This is a genomic window from Legionella lansingensis, assembly GCF_900187355.1.
In the GTDB taxonomy this organism is placed as follows: domain Bacteria; phylum Pseudomonadota; class Gammaproteobacteria; order Legionellales; family Legionellaceae; genus Tatlockia; species Tatlockia lansingensis.
The window spans coordinates 2,684,485-2,705,489 of the sequence record NZ_LT906451.1 but is presented as its reverse complement, the minus strand read 5'-3'; the positions used below and the strand labels follow the sequence as shown (position 1 = coordinate 2,705,489).

Genomic DNA, 21,005 nt, shown 5'->3' with positions numbered 1-21,005 from the left:
GGTGTGTTGACGATTCATTTATTTAATTCCTCGAAAATTCTTACGGTACAACTCCCGGACTCGACCCGGGAGTGTCACGTAGGCGTTTTAGAGCTTAGTGTCAACCGATCAGATTTTCTTGTCAGAATGAAAGGCGCAGTTTTCTGCGCCTTTTTATTATAACGAATTTTAAGGGGTGACTTACGTGGCTAAAATCACTAAAGAGGTACGGTTTGGCGAGCATATGCTGGTATTAGAAACCGGTGAAATAGCAAGACAGGCTGATGGAGCTGTTTTTGCTAGTATGAATGGCACGCAAGTGTTAGTAACAGTGGTTGGGAACAAAGATGTGGCTTCAGGCAGCGATTTTTTCCCTTTGACCGTCAACTATCAAGAAAAGGCATTTGCAGCAGGAAAGATTCCAGGAGGATTTAACAAACGGGAAGGACGTCCAAGTGAACATGAAACATTGGTTTCTCGGTTAATGGATAGACCCTTAAGACCGCTGTTTCCCGAGAATTTTTATAATGAAGTGCAAATTATTGCAACTGTTTTCTCGCTTAATCCAGAGGTTCCTGCGGATATTATTTCCATGGTTGCTGCCTCAGCTGCCTTGGCAATTTCAGGGATCCCGTTCCATGGCCCAATTGGTGCTGCTCGCGTGGGTTATAAGGATGGTATTTATTTATTAAATCCAGGCTATAAAGCCATAGGTGAGTCTGATCTGGATTTGGTTGTTGCAGGTACCGCAGACGCTATCTTGATGGTCGAATCAGAAGCGCGTGAATTAAGCGAAGAAGTCATGCTTGGTGCTGTTTTATTTGGCCATGAAATGATGAAAGGCGTCATTCAGGCGATAAATGAATTAGCAAAAGAAGCTGGTAAGCCGGCGTGGGATTGGGCTCCTGTGCAAGTTGATAGCAACTTACAATCACGCATTGCTGAATTAGCGACTGCTCCAATTGCTGATGCCTATTTAATCAAGGACAAACTGCAACGTCGTCAGCGTTTGCTTGAGGTTAAACAACAAGTTGTTGAGAGCTTGTTGGTTGAGCAACCGGAACTTAATTGTGCAGTTGCTGCTGATATGCTAGCCAAGCTGGAGGAAAACATCGTTCGCAAACGTATTCTTGACGGCGAACCACGTATTGATGGTCGGGATCAAAAAACAGTACGCCCCATCAATATCCGTACCAAAATATTGGAAAGAACGCACGGTTCTGCTTTGTTTACTCGCGGCGAAACCCAGGCTATTGTGGTAGCAACGCTAGGAAATGAACGTGATGCGCAAATACTCGATTATTTAACAGGGGAAACAAAAGACAGATTTATGCTGCACTATAATTTCCCTCCATATTCTGTGGGTGAAACAGGAATGGTCGGCAGTCCAAAACGTCGTGAAATTGGTCATGGTCGTTTGGCTAAACGTAGTTTAATGGCTGTATTACCCTCAGCTGCTGAATTCCCCTATGTTTTACGTGTGGTTTCAGAGATCACCGAATCAAATGGTTCAAGCTCAATGGCAACCGTTTGTGGCACGAGTTTAGCACTTATGGATGCTGGCGTTCCTATTAAGGCTCCTGTAGCTGGTGTAGCTATGGGCTTGATTAAAGAAGGCAATCGTTTTGCTGTACTAACAGATATTCTCGGTGATGAAGACCATTTAGGTGATATGGACTTTAAGGTAGCTGGTACAGAGAAGGGGATCACTGCTTTGCAGATGGACATTAAAATTACCGGTATTACAAAAGAGATTATGTCACAAGCCTTGGATCAAGCTTTAGCAGGACGAATTCATATTCTGGGTGTGATGAATAATTCATTATCTGAACATCGAGAAGAATTATCTAAACATGCTCCAAGGATCGTTACGATGAAAGTAGCTGAAGATAAGATCCGTACTATTATAGGTAAGGGTGGGGCAACTATCAAAGGACTGAGTGAAAGTACCGGGGTTTCCATCGATATCGATGACAGTGGGGTAGTGCAGTTATTCTCTCCTGATGCAGCAGCTTTAGAGGAAGCACAATGTCAAATAAAAGCATTAATAGCGGAAATTGAAGTTGGCCAAACTTATAAAGGTAAAGTGAGCAAAATTGTAGACTTCGGTGCCTTTATTAATTTACTGCCTGGTAAAGATGGGCTTTTGCATATTTCGCAGATTTGCAGCGACCGTTCTGGAAAAGTTGAAGATGTTTTAACTGAAGGACAAGAAATAGAGGTTTTTGTTGCTGGAATAGATAAGCAGGGCCGCGTGAAATTGGAATGGAAAGACAAGCCTCAGCCAGCTGCAAAGAAGGAAGTGAGTGAAGAAGCTTCTGATACCCCCAAATCAGAGAAAGTTGAGGAAGAATCCGAAATAACAAATGATGTTGAACGTGATTCTCAGGAAGAAGAATAGTGGCGTGATGCGTGTCTTTTAAAAACGCTACATATCACCTGTTCACTCTGCTCGAATTACCGCGGCTTGACCGCGGTATCCATGTCCAAACTGATATGATGGAACCCGCGGTCGATGCCGCGGGGATTCGAAATCGCTTAACGGCAGTGCGGCATACCGTCCCCACATACATCGTGGGGCAAGCATGTTCGCGGGATCCAGGCGCGCGCCAGATACTTCAGGTTTTAATCGTAATTATTTCAGCATATCTTTCTGGTGTTGTTTTCTCATCTAAGCCTAAGTCTTCTTTCGAACGAGGAGGATTAGGAGCGGCTGCAAAAAATGAGGAAATACTGTTAGAAAAATATTGGCGAGGCAAGTAAGGTTTACCTAAATGTGAGTAAGCTGGCTTGCCTTCCAATACAGCTTGATTCAGCAGCGCACCCGGGACGGCTTGTGCTATTCTGGAAGCCGCAGACGCAGCCTCAGAACCAGTCACATTAACCCTTAAGAATGCATTCTGAAACATGGGGGCATTGATGGTTAATTCAGGTTGTTTAACGCGACTGACCAAGTTATCCGGTAGAATAATTTTAAATTGCTCGACGACGTCAGGATGTTTTTTATAAATAGCTAAAATCTCAGCCAAATAAACGTCCATATTTTGGATTCCCGGGTGAAGACCAAGACGGACTTCCATGTTTGGATGGTGTTTTAGTTCCGTTAATAAACAATCTAAAAATCCTGCATCAATTTCGACAGGCTGAGTAGTGCTACTTACAAAGGCCAATGATTTACCCGTTGGAACGTTTAAAATGTCTTTGATCTCTTCAGGTTTTCTTGTGCTGGATGGGCTTATCGCATAAGCATTATCAATACTTAAATGACCCGTTATGTGTATTTTGCTTTTGTCGTCAATTTGAAAATCCTCATGAGCATCAGCCAGTGGAAGTGCCCATTGCACGTTGGATTTTTGCTGCAAAATAGGTACGTGCTTCCATAAGCAATGGGTTTCTGGTTTGAACATGAATTCATAAGCCATTAAGACGGGTATATTGAGACGTTCTGCCAATTGAAATGGAATTTCATTGCTTATAGAGGGTACACCAAAATAAGCATAATCAATCTGTTGACTGTGTATATAAAGTTCTACTTTTTCTAACTGATTTTCTGTACAAACCCCTTCGGGAAATAGGTCTTTATCCGATTGAAGGATTTCAGGGAGTGTTGTTTTGATTACGGTTGAGGGTGATTGGAAAACTTCCACGCGTTGTTGTGCAGTTTTAGTCAGCGAAATAATAAATGTCTCATGATTATCACCTTTATGTTCTAGAGATTTAATTGTTTTTAATGCTAAATCACTATCACCCACGCTACTGATAAAAAATGCAATTCTCACAGCATCTCCAATATTCTATAGGTTAAAAACATGCCATCCTAGCAAAAAATTTGCTTGCTTGTCATTATAACCGCTGAACCTAGAGAATATACTCAATCAATCAAGCGCAAAAACTCACTGCGGCTGGAAGCATTAGCCCTCATCTCACCGAGCATCACGGAAGTAGTCATGGTTGAGTTTTGTTTTTCAACACCACGCATCATCATGCAAAGATGTTTCGCTTCTATGACCACTGCTACGCCGCGTGCCCCGGTAATTGATTCTATGCAATTAGCAATTTCTGTTGTTAATCGTTCCTGGATTTGTAATCGGCGAGCATAATAATCAACAATCCGTGCTACCTTGGATAGACCTAATACTTTTCCATTAGGAATATAACCGACATGACATTTACCAAGAAAAGGAAGTAAATGATGTTCGCACAGCGAGTACATCTCAATGTCTTTGACGATAACCATCTCTTCCATGTCAGACTCAAACAGCGCGTCATTAATTATTTCTTCCAGCCGCTCATGATAGCCTTTTGTTAGATACTGAAGAGCACTTGCTGCTCGTTCTGGAGTATCAAGGAGCCCTTCTCGCTCAGGGTCTTCACCAATTCTTTTTAAGATTTGCTTATATAATTCCTGCATTATATGAATCCTAGCCCGGGGGCCAAGTCATCTGTCGACCGCCCAGTAGATGTAAATGAATGTGGTAAACTTCCTGCCCGCCACCTGAATTAACATTAAAAACTAAGCGATATCCTTGCTCGCTGAGTTGCTCGATTTTTGCCATATTTTTTGCTGTTAGTATCATGCGACCTAATAACTGCTCATCTTGGCTATCTGCATCATTGATCGTGGCAATATGCTTTTTAGGGATCAGCAATAAATGTGTCGGTGCTCGCGGCCTTATATCGCGAATAACCATGATTTCTGGGGTTTCAAATATGACATCCGCTTTAATTTCCCCAGACACAATCTCACAAAATAAGCAACTCATAATCATCCTGATGGTTTTGACTTAACCTGAGATTATACCTCGACTTAATCAAGATAAAAACTACTCCAATCTTTAAGGTTTATTCTCAATAATTCTCGACGTCCCGCGGCTTGACCGCGGGATCCAGTGATCTTGAAGATTCATGGACCCCGCGGACAAGCCGCGGGGCGTCGGCCAAGAAAACCGCACTTTAATCGCCCATCCTTTAGAAAAGGAGTTGTTATCTAGGGAACATCCCTAAATTTATTCTAGCTGATTACGCGCTTATTTTTGCCTTTTAAAATGGTTTTGCGCTACTATTGCGTCGTTTAATTTAGACCGGGTGAAATAATGAGCTTAAAGGATATTAACAGTGGTCGTGATATACCGAAAGAAATCAATGTTATCATTGAAATTCCTATGCATGGCGAACCAGTGAAGTATGAAGTGGATAAAAAAACAGGGGCTTTGTTTGTCGATCGTTTTATGACCACAGCAATGTATTATCCTGCCAATTATGGCTATGTTCCCAATACCTTATCTGAAGATGGTGATCCTGTCGACGTTCTGGTCGTCACGCCGGTACCATTGATCCATGGTGCGGTAATTCCGTGCCGTGCTATTGGTATGCTTAAGATGACTGATGAAGCTGGCGTTGATACGAAATTAGTGGCTGTGCCAACCACCAAACTAACCAAGATGTATGAATCTGTGAAAACGTATAGTGATCTACCTCGTCCTTTTCTGCTAACGTTAGAGCATTTTTTCCAACATTACAAAGATTTAGAAGAAGGCAAGTGGGTAAAGCTTGATGGTTGGGAAGGACCAGAATCTGCTTGGCAAGAAATAAACGCCAGCGTTGCTCGTTTTAAGGAAAAAGCATAAAGTCTTAGAAGAAGTATGGCGTTGAGTTAATGTATTTTCTATTCTCGAATTACCGCGGTTTGACCGCGGTATCCATGTCCAGACATGGACCCCCGCGGTCGATGCCGCGGGGATTCGAGAACGCTTGACATAACGCTATTGATATCAGTTTGGCAGCACTCTTTCCAGTAAGACTATTCTAACAAAGCTCATTGAGAGCGCTGATCATCCTGAAGAATCTTTTCCAACTCCCCAGTTGCTTGGCGTGAAAAACTAATTAATTCGTGCTCCTGTTCGAAAAATGCAAATGATTGGCGCAACGCTGTTTCATCATGCTCAGCAAATGACTGCGCATTTTTTTCTACCACTTTCTCACTGTAACCTAGGAATTTCATAATTTCTTTTACCATGCTTAATGAGGAGTCGAATGTTTCACGTTTGAAATAATCTACTCCGGCTTTGTCTAATTCATAGGCATGACGACGATTGCGTGCTCGCGAATATATCTTTAATTGTGGGAATTCCTCTTTGGCCAATTTGACGATCTCAAGGCTAGTTTCTGGGTCATCTACTGCCACGATCAAGAGCTTAGCCTGGGCTGCTCCAGCGCTCCTAAGTAAGTCAAGGCGTGAGGCATCACCAAAATAGCCTTTAAAGCCGAATTTCCTGAGCAAGCTGACCTGATCGGCATCCTTTTCCAAAATGGTGATATCAATGCCTTGAGCATTCAAAAAACGTCCGATAATTTGTCCAAAACGACCATAACCAGCAAGAATAATCGGTTGTTGTTTATCAATTGAATCAAATTGATGTGTCGGTAATATGGTTAGAAAGCGAGGGACAATGAGGTGCTGAAATATAAGCATGAGGATGGGAGTCGTGGCCATGGAGAGGGCAACAACCAAAGTGAAGAAACTGGCCTGGTCACTTCCTATAACATGTGTTGTTCTGGCAAATTGCAATAAGACAAATGCGAACTCACTTCCCTGGGAAAGAAGTAATGCAAAGCCAATGGTTTGTAACTGAGTTAACCCAAAATAGTGACCCAGAATTAGAAGTACTAAAGTCTTCATTGTAAGCAAGATCAAAACTGTAGTTAAGAGTTGAATGGGCTGATAAGACAACAGCTCAAAGTTCATACTCATCCCTACGGAAATGAAAAACAAGCCGAGGAGTAAGCCCTTAAATGGCTCAATGTCTGTTCCCAAGGTATGCTTGTATTCAGAGTTCGCTAATACGACACCTGCAACAAACGCTCCAAGTCCTGGTGAGACACCCACGACTTGCATCACTAAGGTAACCCCAACAATTAATGCCAAAGAAGATGCAGTAAAGACTTCACGGACATTTGCTTTTGCAATCATGTAAAAAAAATAGCGAGAGAGGTAATGACCAATTAAAATGACTGCGACCATAATACCTGCTACCAAACCTGCGTGTGCCCAACCGCTTAAAGCGGTAGAGCTATGGGTTGTTACCTTAATCATGTCACCTGGCAACGCCAGCATAGGCATAAGGATAAGAATGGGAATGACAGCAATATCTTGAAACAGCAGAACTGCAAAGGACGTTTCACCGGTTGCTGTGCGCATTAGATTCTTTTCCTGCAAGATTTGTAAAACCAGCGCTGTAGAGGACAAAGCTAAAGATAGGCTAACGGCTAAACTGACTCGCCAGGCAAAGCCTGCCAGAATTCCAAGACTCATAAGTATGCACGTGGTAAAAATGACTTGCAGCCCACCTAATCCAACAACGGCCTTACGAAGCTGCCATAGCCTTGTAGGCTCTAATTCTAACCCTATAATAAATAGCATCATGACGACACCAAATTCTGCGAAATGCATGATTTGCTCAGCATTACCAATCAGACTAAAGCCGAAAGGACCTATTGTTATACCGATGATGAGGTATCCTAATACTGAACCAAGTTTGAAGCGATTTGCTAGCGGGACAACAATACAAGCCGCCGCAAGAAAAATAAAAATATGAAAGAGGAGGTGATTGGTCATTATTATTTTTTTTGAAGTTATGAATGGAGAGTATACTCCAAGGTCGATCGCTGTTAATCTTTTTGTTGCAAGTTCGTTTCGTAATGTCTAATGTTTTCGAGTTAGGAATATGGATAATTAATAACCGGAGAAAAAAATGCCGTTTCAGATACCCTCAATGCCCGCTTTATTGGAGGCTGCTACAAAACTAGATCAAGCTTATGCAAAAAATAGAACGATCAACGATAAAAATCGGTGGTTTAACAGTTTGCGCCCAGCTACCCACAATACGGATAGATTGCAAGATATTCAGTTTATAAAAAACCTGTCCAAGTATATCAGTGAAAATAAATTTCTCTATGAGAAGATAGATCCAGCATTTAAAGGAAAAAGCTATCCTTGGGTGATTGCCCCTTTTTTAAAGGAAGCGCTTTCTGGAGCGATGCTATTGGATTTAAGTAAAATCACTGTTAGTTATGGTGATGAGAAAGCTACTAAAAAGAATAGTGCGCTTGCGAAAGTCATATTAGATGTTTTTACTATTAATGGACTCAGTGAAGTACCAATCAATAAACGGAAAACGTGTTTAGAGTCGCTTAAGCAGTGCATCGAAGCCATTGATACATTTACCAAGGAAAACGGCCAAGAAAAAATTCAATGGCACCCAGGTAAAAGCAATAAAATTGTTCTTACTGAAATAACTCACGAACTGGAGGCGCTTACCAAGAAAATAGAGAGTGAGGAGGGGCATGGTCAGGCTGCAACACTAGCTTTCTAAGAAGCCCCTCTTGTGTCATTCCCGCGCAGACGAATCCATCCCTGGGTGGTACGAGACATGGATACCGCGGCCAAGCTGCGGTAATTCGAGAATAGAAAAAATCCATTAACTTAATGGCAGTGCCTACTCGGGGATGCCACAGTTCGATAAATGCTCTTGAATATTTTCCCCCTATACCATTATTCCGATTTACAAAACGATCAGAGTGTCGTAGAGTAAGGCACTATTTGTCTAGTTTTTACACGATTATTAAGGTTATCTTAAGCTTGTCCCGTTACAATGACCTTTTGGACCCTTTTGCAAATTGGAACAGCAGAGAAGGAATGCAATGAGCAATAAAAAGCATGCGTTAACCATTTTCAGTCTAACTATGATTACTGTTGGTTCTGTCGACAGCATTCGTAACTTACCAGCGACAGCTTTGTTTGGTAGTCAGCTGATTTCTTTTTTTATCTTAGGCGCTTTATTTTTCTTGATTCCTACGGCGCTAGTCTCTGCCGAATTGGCATCTGGATGGGCAAAACAAGGTGGGATTTACATTTGGGTGAAAGAAGCTTTTGGTAAAAAAACGGGCTTTCTTGCGATCTGGCTGCAATGGATTGAAAACGTCATTTGGTATCCAACGATCTTATCTTTTGTGGCCGGGACCATTGGTTATCTCATCAATCCTTCCATGGCGAGTAATCCTTATTTTCTTTGGTTAGTCATCATCGCTTCTTTTTGGGGAGCAACGTTTGTAAATTTACGCGGTATGCGTTCCTCAGCTCTGTTTAGCAATATTTGCACGCTTTCAGGTTTACTGCTACCTATGGCGTTGATTATCGGCTTAGGTGCTGCGTGGGTGACAGGAGGGAATCCTCTGCAAGTGAACTTCGATTCGCAAAGTATTAGTCCTCATTGGCAAGATAAATCAATGTGGGTATCGCTTACCGCGATTATGCTGTCTTTTTGTGGCATTGAAATCGCAACGGTGCACGCTAATGATGTTCATAATCCACAAAGGGCTTTCCCGCGTGCTTTGACTTATTCTGTTCTCATTATTCTAAGCACTTTAATTCTCGGCTCATTAGCTATTGCCGTTGTTTTACCCCAGCATGAGATCAATTTGGTTGCGGGTATCATGCAAGCTTTTGATGCCTTTTTTTCTAAATATCACCTGAGTTGGTTTATGCCAATCGTTGCTTTGATGCTCGTTATGGGTGGACTAGGCGGAGTTAGTAACTGGATCATTGCGCCCACTAAAGGTTTATTGGTTGCTGCTGAAGATGGGAATTTGCCAGAATTCTTCCAGAAAGCGAATCGACATGGGGCGCCGGTGATCATGTTGGTTACCCAAGCGGTGATTGTGACCATTCTTTCCTTTCTATTTCTCTTTATGCCTTCGGTGAATGGCTCTTATTGGCTGCTAACAGCCCTGGCTGCGCAACTCTATATGCTAATGTACTTGTTAATGTTTGTTGCGGCTATAAAGCTGCGCTTTAGTGCTCCTGAGCACCCACGTGCTTTCCGTATTCCAGGAGGTATCATGGGCATGGTTTTCATAGGAGGAATTGGCATCATCGGTTGCTTAACCACGTTGGTGGTTAGTTTTATGCCTCCAGAGGGAATCAACGTTGGCTCAATAGGTCGCTATGAATTAACCTTGGCCTTGGGTCTAATTTTTATGTGTTTGCCTCCTTTTGTCAGTTCCTGGGTGCGAAGCCGTGCCGCTTATCAGCAACTAGAAACTGACGTTGCCCTTACCTAAAGTCTAAGACGCGATGAGTGTCGCTGAATTACTTAGACAATTGGAAGCTCGCTTACCTGAGTTAGAGTGGAAGATGGGTAAGCTCGGTCAAGCTCTTCCGACAAACCATTTGCCTAAAGGACTATTTCGTTTACCTGCAGAAGCTAGCCCGTCAGCTTTTATTTTAGAAATCAAAGCTGACCTAAAAAAACTGACCAGGTATCAAAGCGAACGTAGTGGTTATTACCTTGCACAGAAAATTCAGCAAAAAATAACTGTTTTGGTCAGTTTATGTCGTCTTCATATTAGCGAACCAGCATCAGAGAAACGTCACTATGTCGATATGATATGTACCCGGCAGAGGTTTTTGCAGGATCTAGAAGCAGAAATGCATACTTTATCAGCACAATATGAAGCTATCAGCGCGCAACTAAATCAAAGTAATCATAATCCTGAAGTGGTCTTGGCTTTAAAAGGCGAACTTGGTGAAATCGAGAAGCGGTTAACGCTTGCCAAGGAAGCGTTTTCTAGAGCTACAAAGTGGTGAGATCCTATTATTTCGCTATTTTTTCAAATCGGTAATTCTTGTTTTCCTCTAATATTTTAGCGAAGGTTTTTGCAGGCATTGGATAGCCGTAAAAAAAGCCTTGACCCTCATCACAGTTACAAAATTTTAAAAATTCTAACTGTTCAGAGGTTTCGATACCTTCTGCGAGGACGCGCAATTTTAAGCTATGACCCATGGCAATAATGGCTTGGATGATGGAGGCATCGTTATGATCAGTGATGCAATCCTGGGTAAACGATTGATCGATTTTAAGTTTATCAACTGGGAACTCTTTCAAGTAATTTAAACTGGAATATCCTGTGCCAAAGTCATCGATAGTTAAACTAACACCCAGCTCCTTAAGTTGTTTAAGCTTATGTAAGTTTTGTTTTTTATCATCCATAACAATACTTTCAGTTAATTCTATTTCAATGCATTGTGGCGGCAGTTGTGTTTCTGCCAAGGTAAACTCAATAAAATCGACGAAATTATCACGCGCTAGTTGTACGCCTGACACGTTTATTGCCATGCGGATCGGTCTAAGCCCATCCTTCTGCCACGTTCGGTTTTGTAAACAGGCTTGGGTAAATATCCATTCACCTAAGGGTATGATGATACTTGATTCTTCCGCCGCATGAATAAAATTAATAGGAAGGAGGATTCCTTTTGCCGGATGCCGCCAACGCACCAATGCCTCCACACCTACGAGTTCTCCAGTCTTTAGGTTAATGGTTGGTTGATAAAGTAAGAAAAACTCCCCAGCGATAAGCGCGTTGCGCAAGTCAATTTGCAGTTCGAGACTCTGCCTTGTTTGTTCATCGAGGGTTTTATCAAAAATTTTGAAATTGTTACGGGCTTTTTTAGCCAAGTACATCGCCATATCTGCATTTTTAAGGAGGGTGGCTGGGTCTTTGCCATGTTTTGGAAAAATACTGGCGCCAATGCTGGCTGTAACAACGATTTCACGATTGAGGACTTGCAAAGGCTTGGCTATCTTACCGAGAATTCTTTGTGAGAGCTGTGAAATATTCTCTTGTCCTTTGAGAGGAAACAAGATAACAAATTCATCTCCACCAAAGCGAGCAACAGTATCGCTTTCGCGTGTGCATGAGATTAGGCGTTTTGCAATTTTTTTTAAGAGGAGATCTCCTGAACTATGGCCAAGATTGTCGTTAATGAGTTTAAAGTTATCGATATCAAGAAACATTAAAACCAGTTCGGTTTGATAGCGTTTAGCATAAGCAATTGCCTGGTTGATACGGTCATAAAGTAGTGTTCTATTGGGCAAATCCGTGAGTAAATCATGGTTTGCTTGATAGGCCAGCTGCTTTTCCATTTGTTTTCTGACAGTGATATCGCGAAAGCTCCATACATAACCTACAATCACATGACGAAGCTTATGGGGTTTGGAATGCCATTCGAAGATATTACCGTTTTTGAGAAGAATGTCCTGGTAACCTTCTTGTTCAGGGTTTTCTTTTAATTCATCTACTTTTGCTATGAATTCATTTGCATATTTTAGTTGCGACAACATTTCTTCCATAAGAAGAAAGAGATCGGCTTTGTTTATGAAATCCAGTGACATTTCCCACATATTCATAAACTTCTGGTTGTAATATTCAATATTTCCTTTTAAATCAGTAACCAATAATCCATCAGCCGTTGATTCTAGCGTTGATTTGGTGATAGCCAGAGACTTCTCTAATTCGCTTGTACGCTTGGCTACTCTACGCTCGAGTAATTGGTTAAGTGTGCCAAGGTTTATATTTTTATACTGTAATGAAAGAAAATTAATGAGGAATTTATTGGAGTAATAACAGCTGATGAAAATAATGGGCATGTAGATTAATCCACAAAACCCTAAAAGAACATAAATTCCGCCTTGCGAAAATAACCAGATGGTAAACGGAATAAATGCCGGAAAAAGAAAAAATGCATAAGTTGAAATAACGGGCGAAAAAAAAGGGAGTGAGCCTGCCGTTATCCCAAAAATGAGGATAACGACAAAGCTTTGATAGATGAGATTTTCTGTAGGCATTAAAATTGAACTTGCAAATCCCCACGCACAGCCGGAAAGAAAGGTAAATAGCGTAAAAAATTTTAACCAGGCTTTGGGAGCGTAAAGAGTTTCTTTAACCTTATAAGCAATAGCGATACTGAACCAACAACCAGAAACCACAAGCAGATAGATAAGCCAACCAATCAGTTTCTCTTGAGCGGCCACTGGCCAGATAGCAATGACAAGAAACATAGCTGCCAAGCACTGAGCTATAATTCCAAATGGATTTTGTTCATAAAGTAAATGAATTTGATCATCTAAAATTCTATTGGATGGTATTGTGTGCAGACGTTTGATTTCCTGCAGGATGTCTGCCTTTTTGCTGTTCTTTAATCTCATTGATTAATCAGCCTCCTGCCGCATCCGATTATGTATTAAGCTTCATTTAGATGGTTAAGTTAATCTTAGATTAATTATAGTCTTAAACCCTACGAGTAACACCTCGATAACATTCGCAATATTACTTGCTGAGGGTATACTACAAAGATAACGACTTTATGGGGCACAGGGATGTTTAAGAGAATTCTTGTGAGTAATCGAGGGGAAATTGCTCTTCGTATCGTGCGTGCGTGCAAAGAAATGGGAATTGAACCCGTCACCATTCATAGTGTGGCCGACAGGTATGCGCTGCATGTAAAACGAGGCACCCAGTCGCATTGTCTTAGTAAGAAACCATTAGAAGCTTACTTAAATGGCCATCGTATCATTGAATGTGCCAAAGCAGCCGGATGCGAAGCCATCCATCCGGGTTATGGTTTTTTATCGGAAAATCCTGAATTTGCTGCTGCTTGCGAAAAGGCCGGCATCATTTTTATCGGACCTACCGCTGATGTTATTGCCACCATGGGTTCAAAGATCGCGGCAAGAAAGGCTATGCAAAAAGCTGGCATTCCCGTGATTCCAGGGAGCGATGGTAATTTGACAAATAGTGATGAAGCAGTTGCTTGTGCGAAAAAACTAGGTTATCCGGTTATGCTCAAGGCGACTTTTGGTGGTGGCGGCCGGGGCATTCGCCTGTGTTATACCGACGATGAGATTCACCAACAATACCCTCGCGTTCAATCAGAAGCAAGCAAGTCCTTTGGTGATGCGGATATTTTCATGGAGAAGTTCATTGCTAATCCTCGCCATATCGAAGTGCAGATTCTTGGTGATCACCATGGCAATATTGTTCATTTGTTTGAAAGAGATTGTTCAATACAGCGTCGTCATCAAAAATTAATAGAGATAGCCCCTTGCGTGCAATTATCGGATACAACCCGGCAAATGTTGTATGACTTCGCGATTAGAGCGGCGTCTACCGTTGGATATACCAATGCGGGAACGGTGGAATTCATCGTTGACAATGAAGAACGTCCTTATTTTTTAGAAATGAATACCCGTTTGCAGGTTGAACATCCCGTTACCGAACAAATTACGGGTATTGATTTAGTGCAAGAACAAATTCAGATAGCAGCTGGTCAGCCACTGTCCATGACACAGGAACAAGTCACACGCCGAGGATTTGCAATTGAATTTCGTATTAATGCAGAAGATCCTCAAAATGATTTTCTTCCAAGCTTTGGACGGATTACCCGCTATTATGCGTCTGGTGGGCCCGGGGTGCGCACTGACAGCGCAATTTATACAGGTTACACGATTCCACCTGACTACGATTCCTTATGCGCCAAACTTACCGTTTGGGGCCTTGATTGGAACGCGGTTTTACGCCGCTCAAGACGAGCTCTTGAGGAAATGCGCGTGTTTGGTGTGAAAACAACCATTCCCTACTACCTGGAGATGTTAAAGTCAGAAGAATTTCAGCAGGGATTACTCACTACCGATCTAGTGGACACTCATCCAGAGTGGTTGCGTTATTCGAATAAATCGCTACCTCATCATAAGGCGGCAGTAATTGCCGCTGCCTTAGCCAGTTATCATAAAAAATTACATTCAGGACTTAAATAATACTACTACAGTATCTATTTTAATTCGGCAGACCATTAAGTTAAGCGCTCTCGAGTCCCCGCTAAGTTAAGCGAATCCCCGCGGCATCGACCGCGGGGCCCATCACTCTCAGTCTACGGCCTATAAAAGCTTTATTTCCTGTTGCCTCAATAGAACCTGTTGCCGAAGGACAAAAAATATACTGAGTCGTTGCCTCAGAATAGGTGTTGCTTTTGAGAGGTTTTGTTGCGATTAAAAAATAATTGCTATTGAGCCTGGTGGGTGTGTGGGCGAGAAGCCTGTGAGTGTGGGCAATAACTGTGAATAACGTCTTTTTGTTATTCATGGTTTTGTCCACACGTCCCATAGGGCACAGGCTGGTCCGAAGGACTCGTCCATCATATCCACAGGCTTTATGTTCCTGTCTTTTTACAATATTGAATAAGACTTTCATTAAAGAGCCTTTCTTTGTTTTACATGTTGAATATTCACTAATCTAAATATTAATTTTAGCTTTTTTTGAATCTTTTTTTGCAAGTCAAACGGGTCGAGTGTATTAAAGGTCTCTTGTAATTTTGTTTTCTGAGCGAGAGTAAGACCATTCGACGTCATCAGTCGCTGATAGGGCGTTTGGGGTTGATCATATTTTTTGATTACACGGGATTGAATTCGTACTTTGTCAATGAGCTTAATGCAAGGATAGAAAAAATTAAATAACAAGGAGACTTCGTTAGAATATAAGTCATTCATAAGCTCAACGAGCTTTGGATTACCAAAACGATGATAACCAAACAGTTGACGCACATGAGTCCAGTTCTTTTGTTCAACATGTGCATTATCGTCTTTTTTATAAGGACGAGAGCGAGTAAATTGAACCGCTTTTTGTGGGTCCCGCTCAGTAAAATAATGAATGAGATGCCAATTGAGAAACTCTGAGCCGTTATCACAATCAAACCCTTTGATTTCAAAAGGTAAATTTTTTTCTATGTCTTGAATACCCCCCAAGACACCATGAGCTCCTTTATTCCAAGTGGCCCGCATTTCTGTCCAGCCACTGAAAATATCCGTCAGCGTAATAGACCAAACAAAATCACCGGCTAGTGATGCTCCACAATGCGCCGCTGTCGGCCTCCATAAAACCCACTTCGTTAGTATTCCACTGATTCGTATTGACTGGAATTTGATTCCTGAGAATACTTCCAGGCTTTGTTCCACTTAAGCCTTTTCCATAGCGAGTTTTAACAGGCTTGAGTAAGCGATCAATTGTAGCAGCGCTCATGGTTAGCAGTTGAGAGGATATCTCCGCCGCTAAAGGCTCATAATGATTTTGATAATGAGGTAACCATAAGGGAAGAGCTCTCTTTAATCGTTTACCACACATCTGATCCGTGCCAAGCCATATCTTTTTTAAAGGCTCCAGCAATATGGATGGGTCATAGGTCTTCTTTTTTCCAACTTTCTTCGGACTTTTATCAGAAATGGGTAACTGTCTTAATAAACGAGCTGCTGCTTTGCGATGATAATGATGCGTCTCGCAAAATTCATCCAGAATGCGTTTTTTTAACGCTCTATTGCCTCGTTGATAGCGGATACGCTGTATTTTTAGATACAAATCCATATTCACTTGCCCCATTTCTGTTCCTCTCGCTCGGCAACAGCCATATTGAGGCAACGAAGCAATTTATGGACTTATTTACGTCATCCTTCGGCAACAGATAATTTGAGGCAATTCGTTTAAGTTTCACCTAAGAAAGCCTTAAGCCCCCCTTAATATTTATGTTGTATCATATTATTTACACAGTATGGCTGTTTTTAATGTGTATTGGTCTTTATGAATTCGTTTTGACCTGCATTTAGCCGAAAACGAGAGAGATATTATATTATGAAACGTGAAGAATTATTAAACAAGGCAAATGGGCTCAAGGAACGATTAAATTCTGAAAAATTAAAGATTAATGAACCAACTAAGAGAGACGAGTTGGTGGTTGATAGCAAAGGTCTCGCAACGAGAATCCACGCTATTATAGATAAAATTACTGCTCTGCCAGAGGGCGATATAACCGATTTGCAAGGATACTACGAACGTCTGGAACAAATGCTAAACGCCTTTGAAGATCTTGTTGAAACCAAAGAAAAGTATTGTGCATTTCGTAATAGAGTCTCAAGCCCCAAGGCTAGAAAGAGTAAGGATCCAGAGCTCGACGCAATTAATGCTTATTTACCTCCAGTTATAACAGAGATTAAACAAAAGGTTTATCCTGAAGAGGGCCCCCTACTAAAAGACAAAGCGTTTAAAGCAGCTTACATGAAGCTCCAACAAACACAAAAAGCATTTATAGAGCAAAAAGATAAAATAATTGCTCTTGAGGGGCTAGAGCAATCTAAAAAGTTTGAGCAATTATACGTCATCGGAGAAATCTATCTGAACGATTACCGTAAGCTTAGAGAACAAGCTGAAAAAAGACGTGATGAGATCTATGCACAAATCCCTGAATTGGCACAAGTTATTGACGAGAACAAGACGCTTCTCTTAAGTCTTGAGAAAGCCATCAACCAACTAAGTGAAAAAGAAATAAATGCCGAGCAATATACTGCCTTATATGAATTAATAAAGAATAAAAAGTATCTCTCTCAAAAAGAGAATACTGATCTCGTGAATGATTATAAAGAAGCCATTGAGGCATGCCGAACGGATAATAAGGAAATAAAAACAACCATAGAAAAAATTCAATCTGAAATTAAAGCTTTTGATGAATGGGATAAACGTTTGCGCGCATTGGAGGAAGAACAGAAGTCAGCACAAGAGTGGCTGAAATTATCCGAAGAAGTGTTACTTGATGCAGAACTTAAAAAAGCACGGGATGCTTTACAAAAAACGTGTGAGACTTATGGAAATCGCGTAGAGCAAATGCAGAAGATACTGTGGGCATCATTTGCTCCTAAAGGTAAGATTGAAGAACGTGAAATTGTTCTAGCGATGTATAATGAATATGCTGAAGAATATAAAACTAACGGAGTAACACTTCAGGAAAGAGTAAACAAGCTAAAAGAACCTTACACCGAATTTCACAACCAAGAAAAGAAACGAAATGCATTGTTTGAGGAATTCAACCAGTTAAAAGAGGAATTTCGCAAGCTGGGATGGAGCTCTTTTAAGGAGATACCTCTCCATGGTCCTAAAGATTATCTTGAGACTGCAAGAAAAGGCTCTGTTGATCTTGTTACGATATATCAAGACGCCAAGAAAGAATGCGAGAAAGATACTGAACAATTAAGCAAGGATATAGAAACACTTCAAGCAGAAATTGAATTGATCAAAAAGCAGAAAGTGGAACAAGCAAAAGCATTCGAGGTATTAAAGCATCCTCGTGAGCACTTATCCGCAGAAACGTGTTTAGACAAAATTGCAGCCAATCATGAAGCCTATTTAAAGAAAAACATGGTAACTCACCTTGAGCTCCTGGCTGCATCTGATCAAGTTAAAACCGTTCAAGAATACACAGGAGAAATGGGAGCGTACCATAAACAAAAAGAAGCCTATCTCAAGTCCGCTATTCAACCTGTTTCCTTGGCTTCCAAGCTGGGGTTTGGTGCCTTAGCGGCTCTATTAGGCGCTGGTGCAGCCGGTCTCTCAGTTTTTGCAGCCAAGAAAAGCTCCGTTCTTGACAAGATAAATCCACTTTCAGGCATTAAAGATGCAACCACAGGGGTATTTGGTGCTCTTGTAGGAGCAGGTGTTGGTTATGCTGCTTATCAAGCATGGCTAGCTGCAACCAAAAACAAAGCGGATGATACTTCGTACGCGCTTTTCCAAAAAGAAATGGAAAAAGCTGGGTTCACGGATGCCAAATATAAAGAACTATCTGATGAAATTGTGAAGTTGTTCCATTTCAGAGAGTGTGTGTTGCTCGGTATAAAAGATAGCGCGGGCACCAACATGCGCGATGAATTTAAGCGGAAACTTGGTGGAAACGTTGATGACGCGACACTTAACACAGCGATTGAGGTTTATTTTCTTGATCAATTATCTCAATCCTTTAATAGAATATTTGGTGAAATTTATACGATTCATGATCAAGAAATCAAAAAAGCCCAAGCGGAACAAGGAACCATCTTAGGATGGATTAAAGGATATTTTGAGAAAGCAGAAGACCGTCAACGTTTCACTCAGCAAATGCAGGTTGCATTTATGGAGAACTGCTTATTATATCTCTCCGCGCAGATGAACGAGCCTGGTTTTCTAGCAAAATATCCTGCTGTAACCGCCAGCGTCGGTGGATTAATAGCCGGTGTAATCGCGGGAGGTGTCGCGGTGGCTATTATTGGAGGACCGGTAACCCTTAGTATCGTTGCCATTGCTTTAGTGTTTACTGCGATTACTGCTGTTACCACTTATCTTATTGTTACCAATATTGATTATTTATCATTAAAACGTGGTAAAGATAATCGTGAGGCAATCCAGGAAGCCATTGACTTGGTGTGTGATGAGAAGCAGCGTCTGGAGTTTCTCATCGAGAGTGTTACGGAAACAACGGATGAGGATGTCAAGCAGTTAGAAAAATTTGGCAAAGAAGGTGACACTCCTTTTGCAGCCTATCTGGGTTGGGGTGAGGAGAAATCGATAGCCCTTGGTACAGGCATGGGTTGGATAAGAGAGCATGCTTCTCGCTATCGCCATAGCAAATTAGTGAAGGTTGGGTTAGAAGGCCAACACAAGGATTTGGTTGAAAAAGCCGATAAGCAAACTCAGAAATTGCAAGCGATATTGGTAAGTAACATGGCTTGGAGTGTTACGCACCCTGAGCTTAAGAAGTTTATTCAAGATACAAGAGAGTATTTGAATAACAGGGATAATCAAACGTTTATTGACAATTTTGATTTAAAGAAAAAAATTAAAGAACAAATTTTGCAAATTGTATCTGCTGTGCCACTAACCAGTGATCGCAAGCTTCCTAAAGAGTTGGTTGATTTTTATATCAAAGACCTGGGGGGCTCATTGCAGGATCTAGAGGATATCAGGAAATTTGCTCCTGTCGTTGCAGGCGATAAATTAGCACAAAGTCTTACGCTAAAGACAATTACAGACGCTGCTATTTCCTTGGATAACAAACTGTCTACAACAAATGCTAAAAGAGCACAGATTTTACGTGGCGATAACACGTATCGAGACATGTTAGGTTTACCTAAATCCTCTGAAGCTGAAAGCGACGAAGCAAAAATAAATCAGCAAAATATTGATCGTTATTTAAATAACTCTTATGAATTTTTGATAAGACTTTTAAATGATAAACAAGATGGAACAGGGCTTGAAGCAGAGTTTAGGCATTCCGATGAGTTTATGATTTATTCAACGTTGTTGATTAAGCAATTAGCTCACTTGGCAGACCCTAATAATCATCATGTAAACCCTGTCGTTCGTCGAAAGATTCGGGAGTTTACTAAGAATACTTTAGGCGTTGATCCTGATGTGGTCTTTAATAATGTGTTAGCCCATAGCCTAATGCAGGAAGAAGCGAGTGAGGAGACGATTGAAGTGGCTAACGGAAGACGTTGCCATGTTAACCATCTCTACCATATTGCTGATGCAATTGCTGTTGGGATAGCTCACAACTTTAAGAAAATGACGCCAATGTCTTTGATAGAACGAGAACTATTCTCCTTTGCCAGAGAACACAAGGGTGAAACCAAACTGTTTTATGGAGAGTCTCTGAAAGAATTGCAACCCAACTTGCAAGATGACTACCATGTGACAGTAGAAAATGCTCTTAACCTGACTAAGGAACTCATGGCGCAGATAGGAACTCAACCTCTTTTAATAAACGCTGGTGTAGGAAGAATTTACATTCAGGGTTGTATTGAAGAAATTAGCACCCTTGTGCGTCAGATCGATGCCTTCAAGGAGTCAAATAAAGGAAAAAATATCTCTTCTCTTGAAGATGCTCAGCGCAAATTAGTTGCGTTCCAGAAAGGACTTGAAAGTGCTCTCCGTTCTGAAATAGAACTCAGTTCTGAAAGAGGGTTTGTTATTACTGAGGAGGATGAAACCCTTGAAACGCCTTTGGAGCTCTTCATAGAAGCGGTGAAAGAACATAAATCCGATTTGGATAAAAGACGATCACAATGGGGTAATAGGTTTAACTGGAATAAACATGATCTTGCAGTAACGACTGCTCTGCTGCGAGCGCTTGAGGATTTAAACGAGGGCCACCCTGCGACCTTTAATGAGAAAATAACTAAAAGTAGTCATCTAGGTAAACTCGTCAATCAGTATCTGCCCGTTTTGGGAGTTAAATCCTTGGATGAGTTATTTCATCCTCCATCTAAGGAATACAACATTGCTGAAGTTAAATAAATGCAAATACCCGATAGAAATATCGGGTATTTTTACCCTTCTTG

The 21,005-nt window shown here is 41.3% G+C and carries 15 protein-coding genes; 7 read left to right on the top strand and 8 right to left on the bottom strand.

Features of this window, described 5'->3' with window-relative positions; all coding sequences use genetic code 11:
* Positions 1 to 184: 184 nt before the first annotated feature.
* Entirely contained in the window at positions 185 to 2,380 is a 2,196-nt protein-coding gene (pnp, locus tag CKV79_RS12315; protein ID WP_028373230.1) for a polyribonucleotide nucleotidyltransferase, read from the top strand.
* Positions 2,381 to 2,597: 217 nt separating this feature from the next.
* Here the strand turns inward: pnp and CKV79_RS12310 are convergent, their stop codons facing one another.
* The 3 genes from CKV79_RS12310 to CKV79_RS12300 all read right to left on the bottom strand — a co-directional run bounded on the left by CKV79_RS12310 (position 2,598) and on the right by CKV79_RS12300 (position 4,742).
* Positions 2,598 to 3,758, bottom strand: a complete 1,161-nt coding sequence (locus CKV79_RS12310) for a hypothetical protein (RefSeq protein ID WP_028373229.1) — start codon at positions 3,756 to 3,758, stop codon at positions 2,598 to 2,600.
* A 92-nt stretch (positions 3,759 to 3,850) separates the two neighbouring features.
* Positions 3,851 to 4,390, bottom strand: coding sequence for a GTP cyclohydrolase I FolE (folE, locus tag CKV79_RS12305; protein ID WP_028373228.1), 540 nt, complete (start codon positions 4,388 to 4,390; stop codon positions 3,851 to 3,853).
* 10 nt (positions 4,391 to 4,400) lie between these two features.
* Positions 4,401 to 4,742 carry a histidine triad nucleotide-binding protein gene (locus tag CKV79_RS12300; RefSeq protein ID WP_028373227.1) on the bottom strand — a complete coding sequence of 114 codons (342 nt, stop codon included), beginning with the start codon at positions 4,740 to 4,742 and terminating at the stop codon, positions 4,401 to 4,403.
* Between the two features lie 330 nt (positions 4,743 to 5,072).
* Between CKV79_RS12300 and ppa the strand changes: the two genes are divergently transcribed.
* A complete protein-coding gene (gene ppa / locus CKV79_RS12295; RefSeq protein WP_028373226.1) occupies positions 5,073 to 5,606 on the top strand; it encodes an inorganic diphosphatase in 534 nt (177 codons plus the stop codon).
* A 188-nt stretch (positions 5,607 to 5,794) separates the two neighbouring features.
* Here the strand turns inward: ppa and CKV79_RS12290 are convergent, their stop codons facing one another.
* Positions 5,795 to 7,594, bottom strand: a complete 1,800-nt coding sequence (locus CKV79_RS12290; protein WP_028373225.1) for a monovalent cation:proton antiporter-2 (CPA2) family protein — start codon at positions 7,592 to 7,594, stop codon at positions 5,795 to 5,797.
* 136 nt (positions 7,595 to 7,730) lie between these two features.
* Between CKV79_RS12290 and CKV79_RS12285 the strand changes: the two genes are divergently transcribed.
* The 3 genes from CKV79_RS12285 to CKV79_RS12275 all read left to right on the top strand — a co-directional run bounded on the left by CKV79_RS12285 (position 7,731) and on the right by CKV79_RS12275 (position 10,624).
* Complete coding sequence (locus CKV79_RS12285) at positions 7,731 to 8,351, top strand: hypothetical protein (RefSeq protein WP_028373224.1); 621 nt, start codon at positions 7,731 to 7,733, stop codon at positions 8,349 to 8,351.
* Positions 8,352 to 8,679: 328 nt separating this feature from the next.
* Positions 8,680 to 10,098, top strand: a complete 1,419-nt coding sequence (locus CKV79_RS12280) for an APC family permease (protein ID WP_028373223.1) — start codon at positions 8,680 to 8,682, stop codon at positions 10,096 to 10,098.
* Positions 10,099 to 10,111: 13 nt separating this feature from the next.
* On the top strand, positions 10,112 to 10,624 hold the full coding sequence (locus CKV79_RS12275) for a hypothetical protein (RefSeq protein ID WP_028373222.1): 513 nt from the start codon (positions 10,112 to 10,114) through the stop codon (positions 10,622 to 10,624).
* A 7-nt stretch (positions 10,625 to 10,631) separates the two neighbouring features.
* Here CKV79_RS12275 and CKV79_RS12270 read toward each other — a convergent pair whose 3' ends face one another.
* Entirely contained in the window at positions 10,632 to 13,022 is a 2,391-nt protein-coding gene (locus CKV79_RS12270) for an EAL domain-containing protein (RefSeq protein WP_231950124.1), read from the bottom strand.
* 171 nt (positions 13,023 to 13,193) lie between these two features.
* Between CKV79_RS12270 and CKV79_RS12265 the strand changes: the two genes are divergently transcribed.
* On the top strand, positions 13,194 to 14,630 hold the full coding sequence (locus tag CKV79_RS12265) for an acetyl-CoA carboxylase biotin carboxylase subunit (protein WP_028373220.1): 1,437 nt from the start codon (positions 13,194 to 13,196) through the stop codon (positions 14,628 to 14,630).
* A 61-nt stretch (positions 14,631 to 14,691) separates the two neighbouring features.
* Here the strand turns inward: CKV79_RS12265 and CKV79_RS12260 are convergent, their stop codons facing one another.
* The 3 genes from CKV79_RS12260 to CKV79_RS13955 are packed head-to-tail and all read right to left on the bottom strand — an operon-like array spanning position 14,692 to position 16,242.
* Complete coding sequence (locus CKV79_RS12260; protein WP_095141826.1) at positions 14,692 to 15,063, bottom strand: hypothetical protein; 372 nt, start codon at positions 15,061 to 15,063, stop codon at positions 14,692 to 14,694.
* A complete protein-coding gene (locus tag CKV79_RS12255) occupies positions 15,063 to 15,650 on the bottom strand; it encodes a hypothetical protein (RefSeq protein ID WP_095141825.1) in 588 nt (195 codons plus the stop codon). The genes CKV79_RS12260 and CKV79_RS12255 overlap by 1 nt, the downstream gene beginning before the upstream one ends.
* A 49-nt stretch (positions 15,651 to 15,699) precedes the next feature.
* On the bottom strand, positions 15,700 to 16,242 hold the full coding sequence (locus CKV79_RS13955; RefSeq protein WP_197697230.1) for a hypothetical protein: 543 nt from the start codon (positions 16,240 to 16,242) through the stop codon (positions 15,700 to 15,702).
* A gap of 249 nt (positions 16,243 to 16,491) precedes the next feature.
* Between CKV79_RS13955 and CKV79_RS12240 the strand changes: the two genes are divergently transcribed.
* On the top strand, positions 16,492 to 20,961 hold the full coding sequence (locus CKV79_RS12240; protein WP_028374242.1) for a coiled-coil domain-containing protein: 4,470 nt from the start codon (positions 16,492 to 16,494) through the stop codon (positions 20,959 to 20,961).
* Positions 20,962 to 21,005: the final 44 nt, after the last annotated feature.

Bases quoted from the DNA above. Each gene is read 5' to 3' on its own strand.
- folE (WP_028373228.1), bottom strand. From the start codon at position 4,390: ATGCAGGAATTATATAAGCAAATCTTAAAAAGAATTGGTGAAGACCCT.
- CKV79_RS12300 (WP_028373227.1), bottom strand. From the start codon at position 4,742: ATGAGTTGCTTATTTTGTGAGATTGTGTCTGGGGAAATTAAAGCGGAT.
- ppa (WP_028373226.1), top strand. From the start codon at position 5,073: ATGAGCTTAAAGGATATTAACAGTGGTCGTGATATACCGAAAGAAATC.
- CKV79_RS12290 (WP_028373225.1), bottom strand. From the start codon at position 7,594: ATGACCAATCACCTCCTCTTTCATATTTTTATTTTTCTTGCGGCGGCT.
- CKV79_RS12285 (WP_028373224.1), top strand. From the start codon at position 7,731: ATGCCGTTTCAGATACCCTCAATGCCCGCTTTATTGGAGGCTGCTACA.
- CKV79_RS12280 (WP_028373223.1), top strand. From the start codon at position 8,680: ATGAGCAATAAAAAGCATGCGTTAACCATTTTCAGTCTAACTATGATT.
- CKV79_RS12275 (WP_028373222.1), top strand. From the start codon at position 10,112: ATGAGTGTCGCTGAATTACTTAGACAATTGGAAGCTCGCTTACCTGAG.
- CKV79_RS12270 (WP_231950124.1), bottom strand. From the start codon at position 13,022: ATGAGATTAAAGAACAGCAAAAAGGCAGACATCCTGCAGGAAATCAAA.
- CKV79_RS12265 (WP_028373220.1), top strand. From the start codon at position 13,194: ATGTTTAAGAGAATTCTTGTGAGTAATCGAGGGGAAATTGCTCTTCGT.
- CKV79_RS12260 (WP_095141826.1), bottom strand. From the start codon at position 15,063: ATGAAAGTCTTATTCAATATTGTAAAAAGACAGGAACATAAAGCCTGT.
- CKV79_RS12255 (WP_095141825.1), bottom strand. From the start codon at position 15,650: ATGCGGGCCACTTGGAATAAAGGAGCTCATGGTGTCTTGGGGGGTATT.
- CKV79_RS13955 (WP_197697230.1), bottom strand. From the start codon at position 16,242: ATGGGGCAAGTGAATATGGATTTGTATCTAAAAATACAGCGTATCCGC.
- CKV79_RS12240 (WP_028374242.1), top strand. From the start codon at position 16,492: ATGAAACGTGAAGAATTATTAAACAAGGCAAATGGGCTCAAGGAACGA.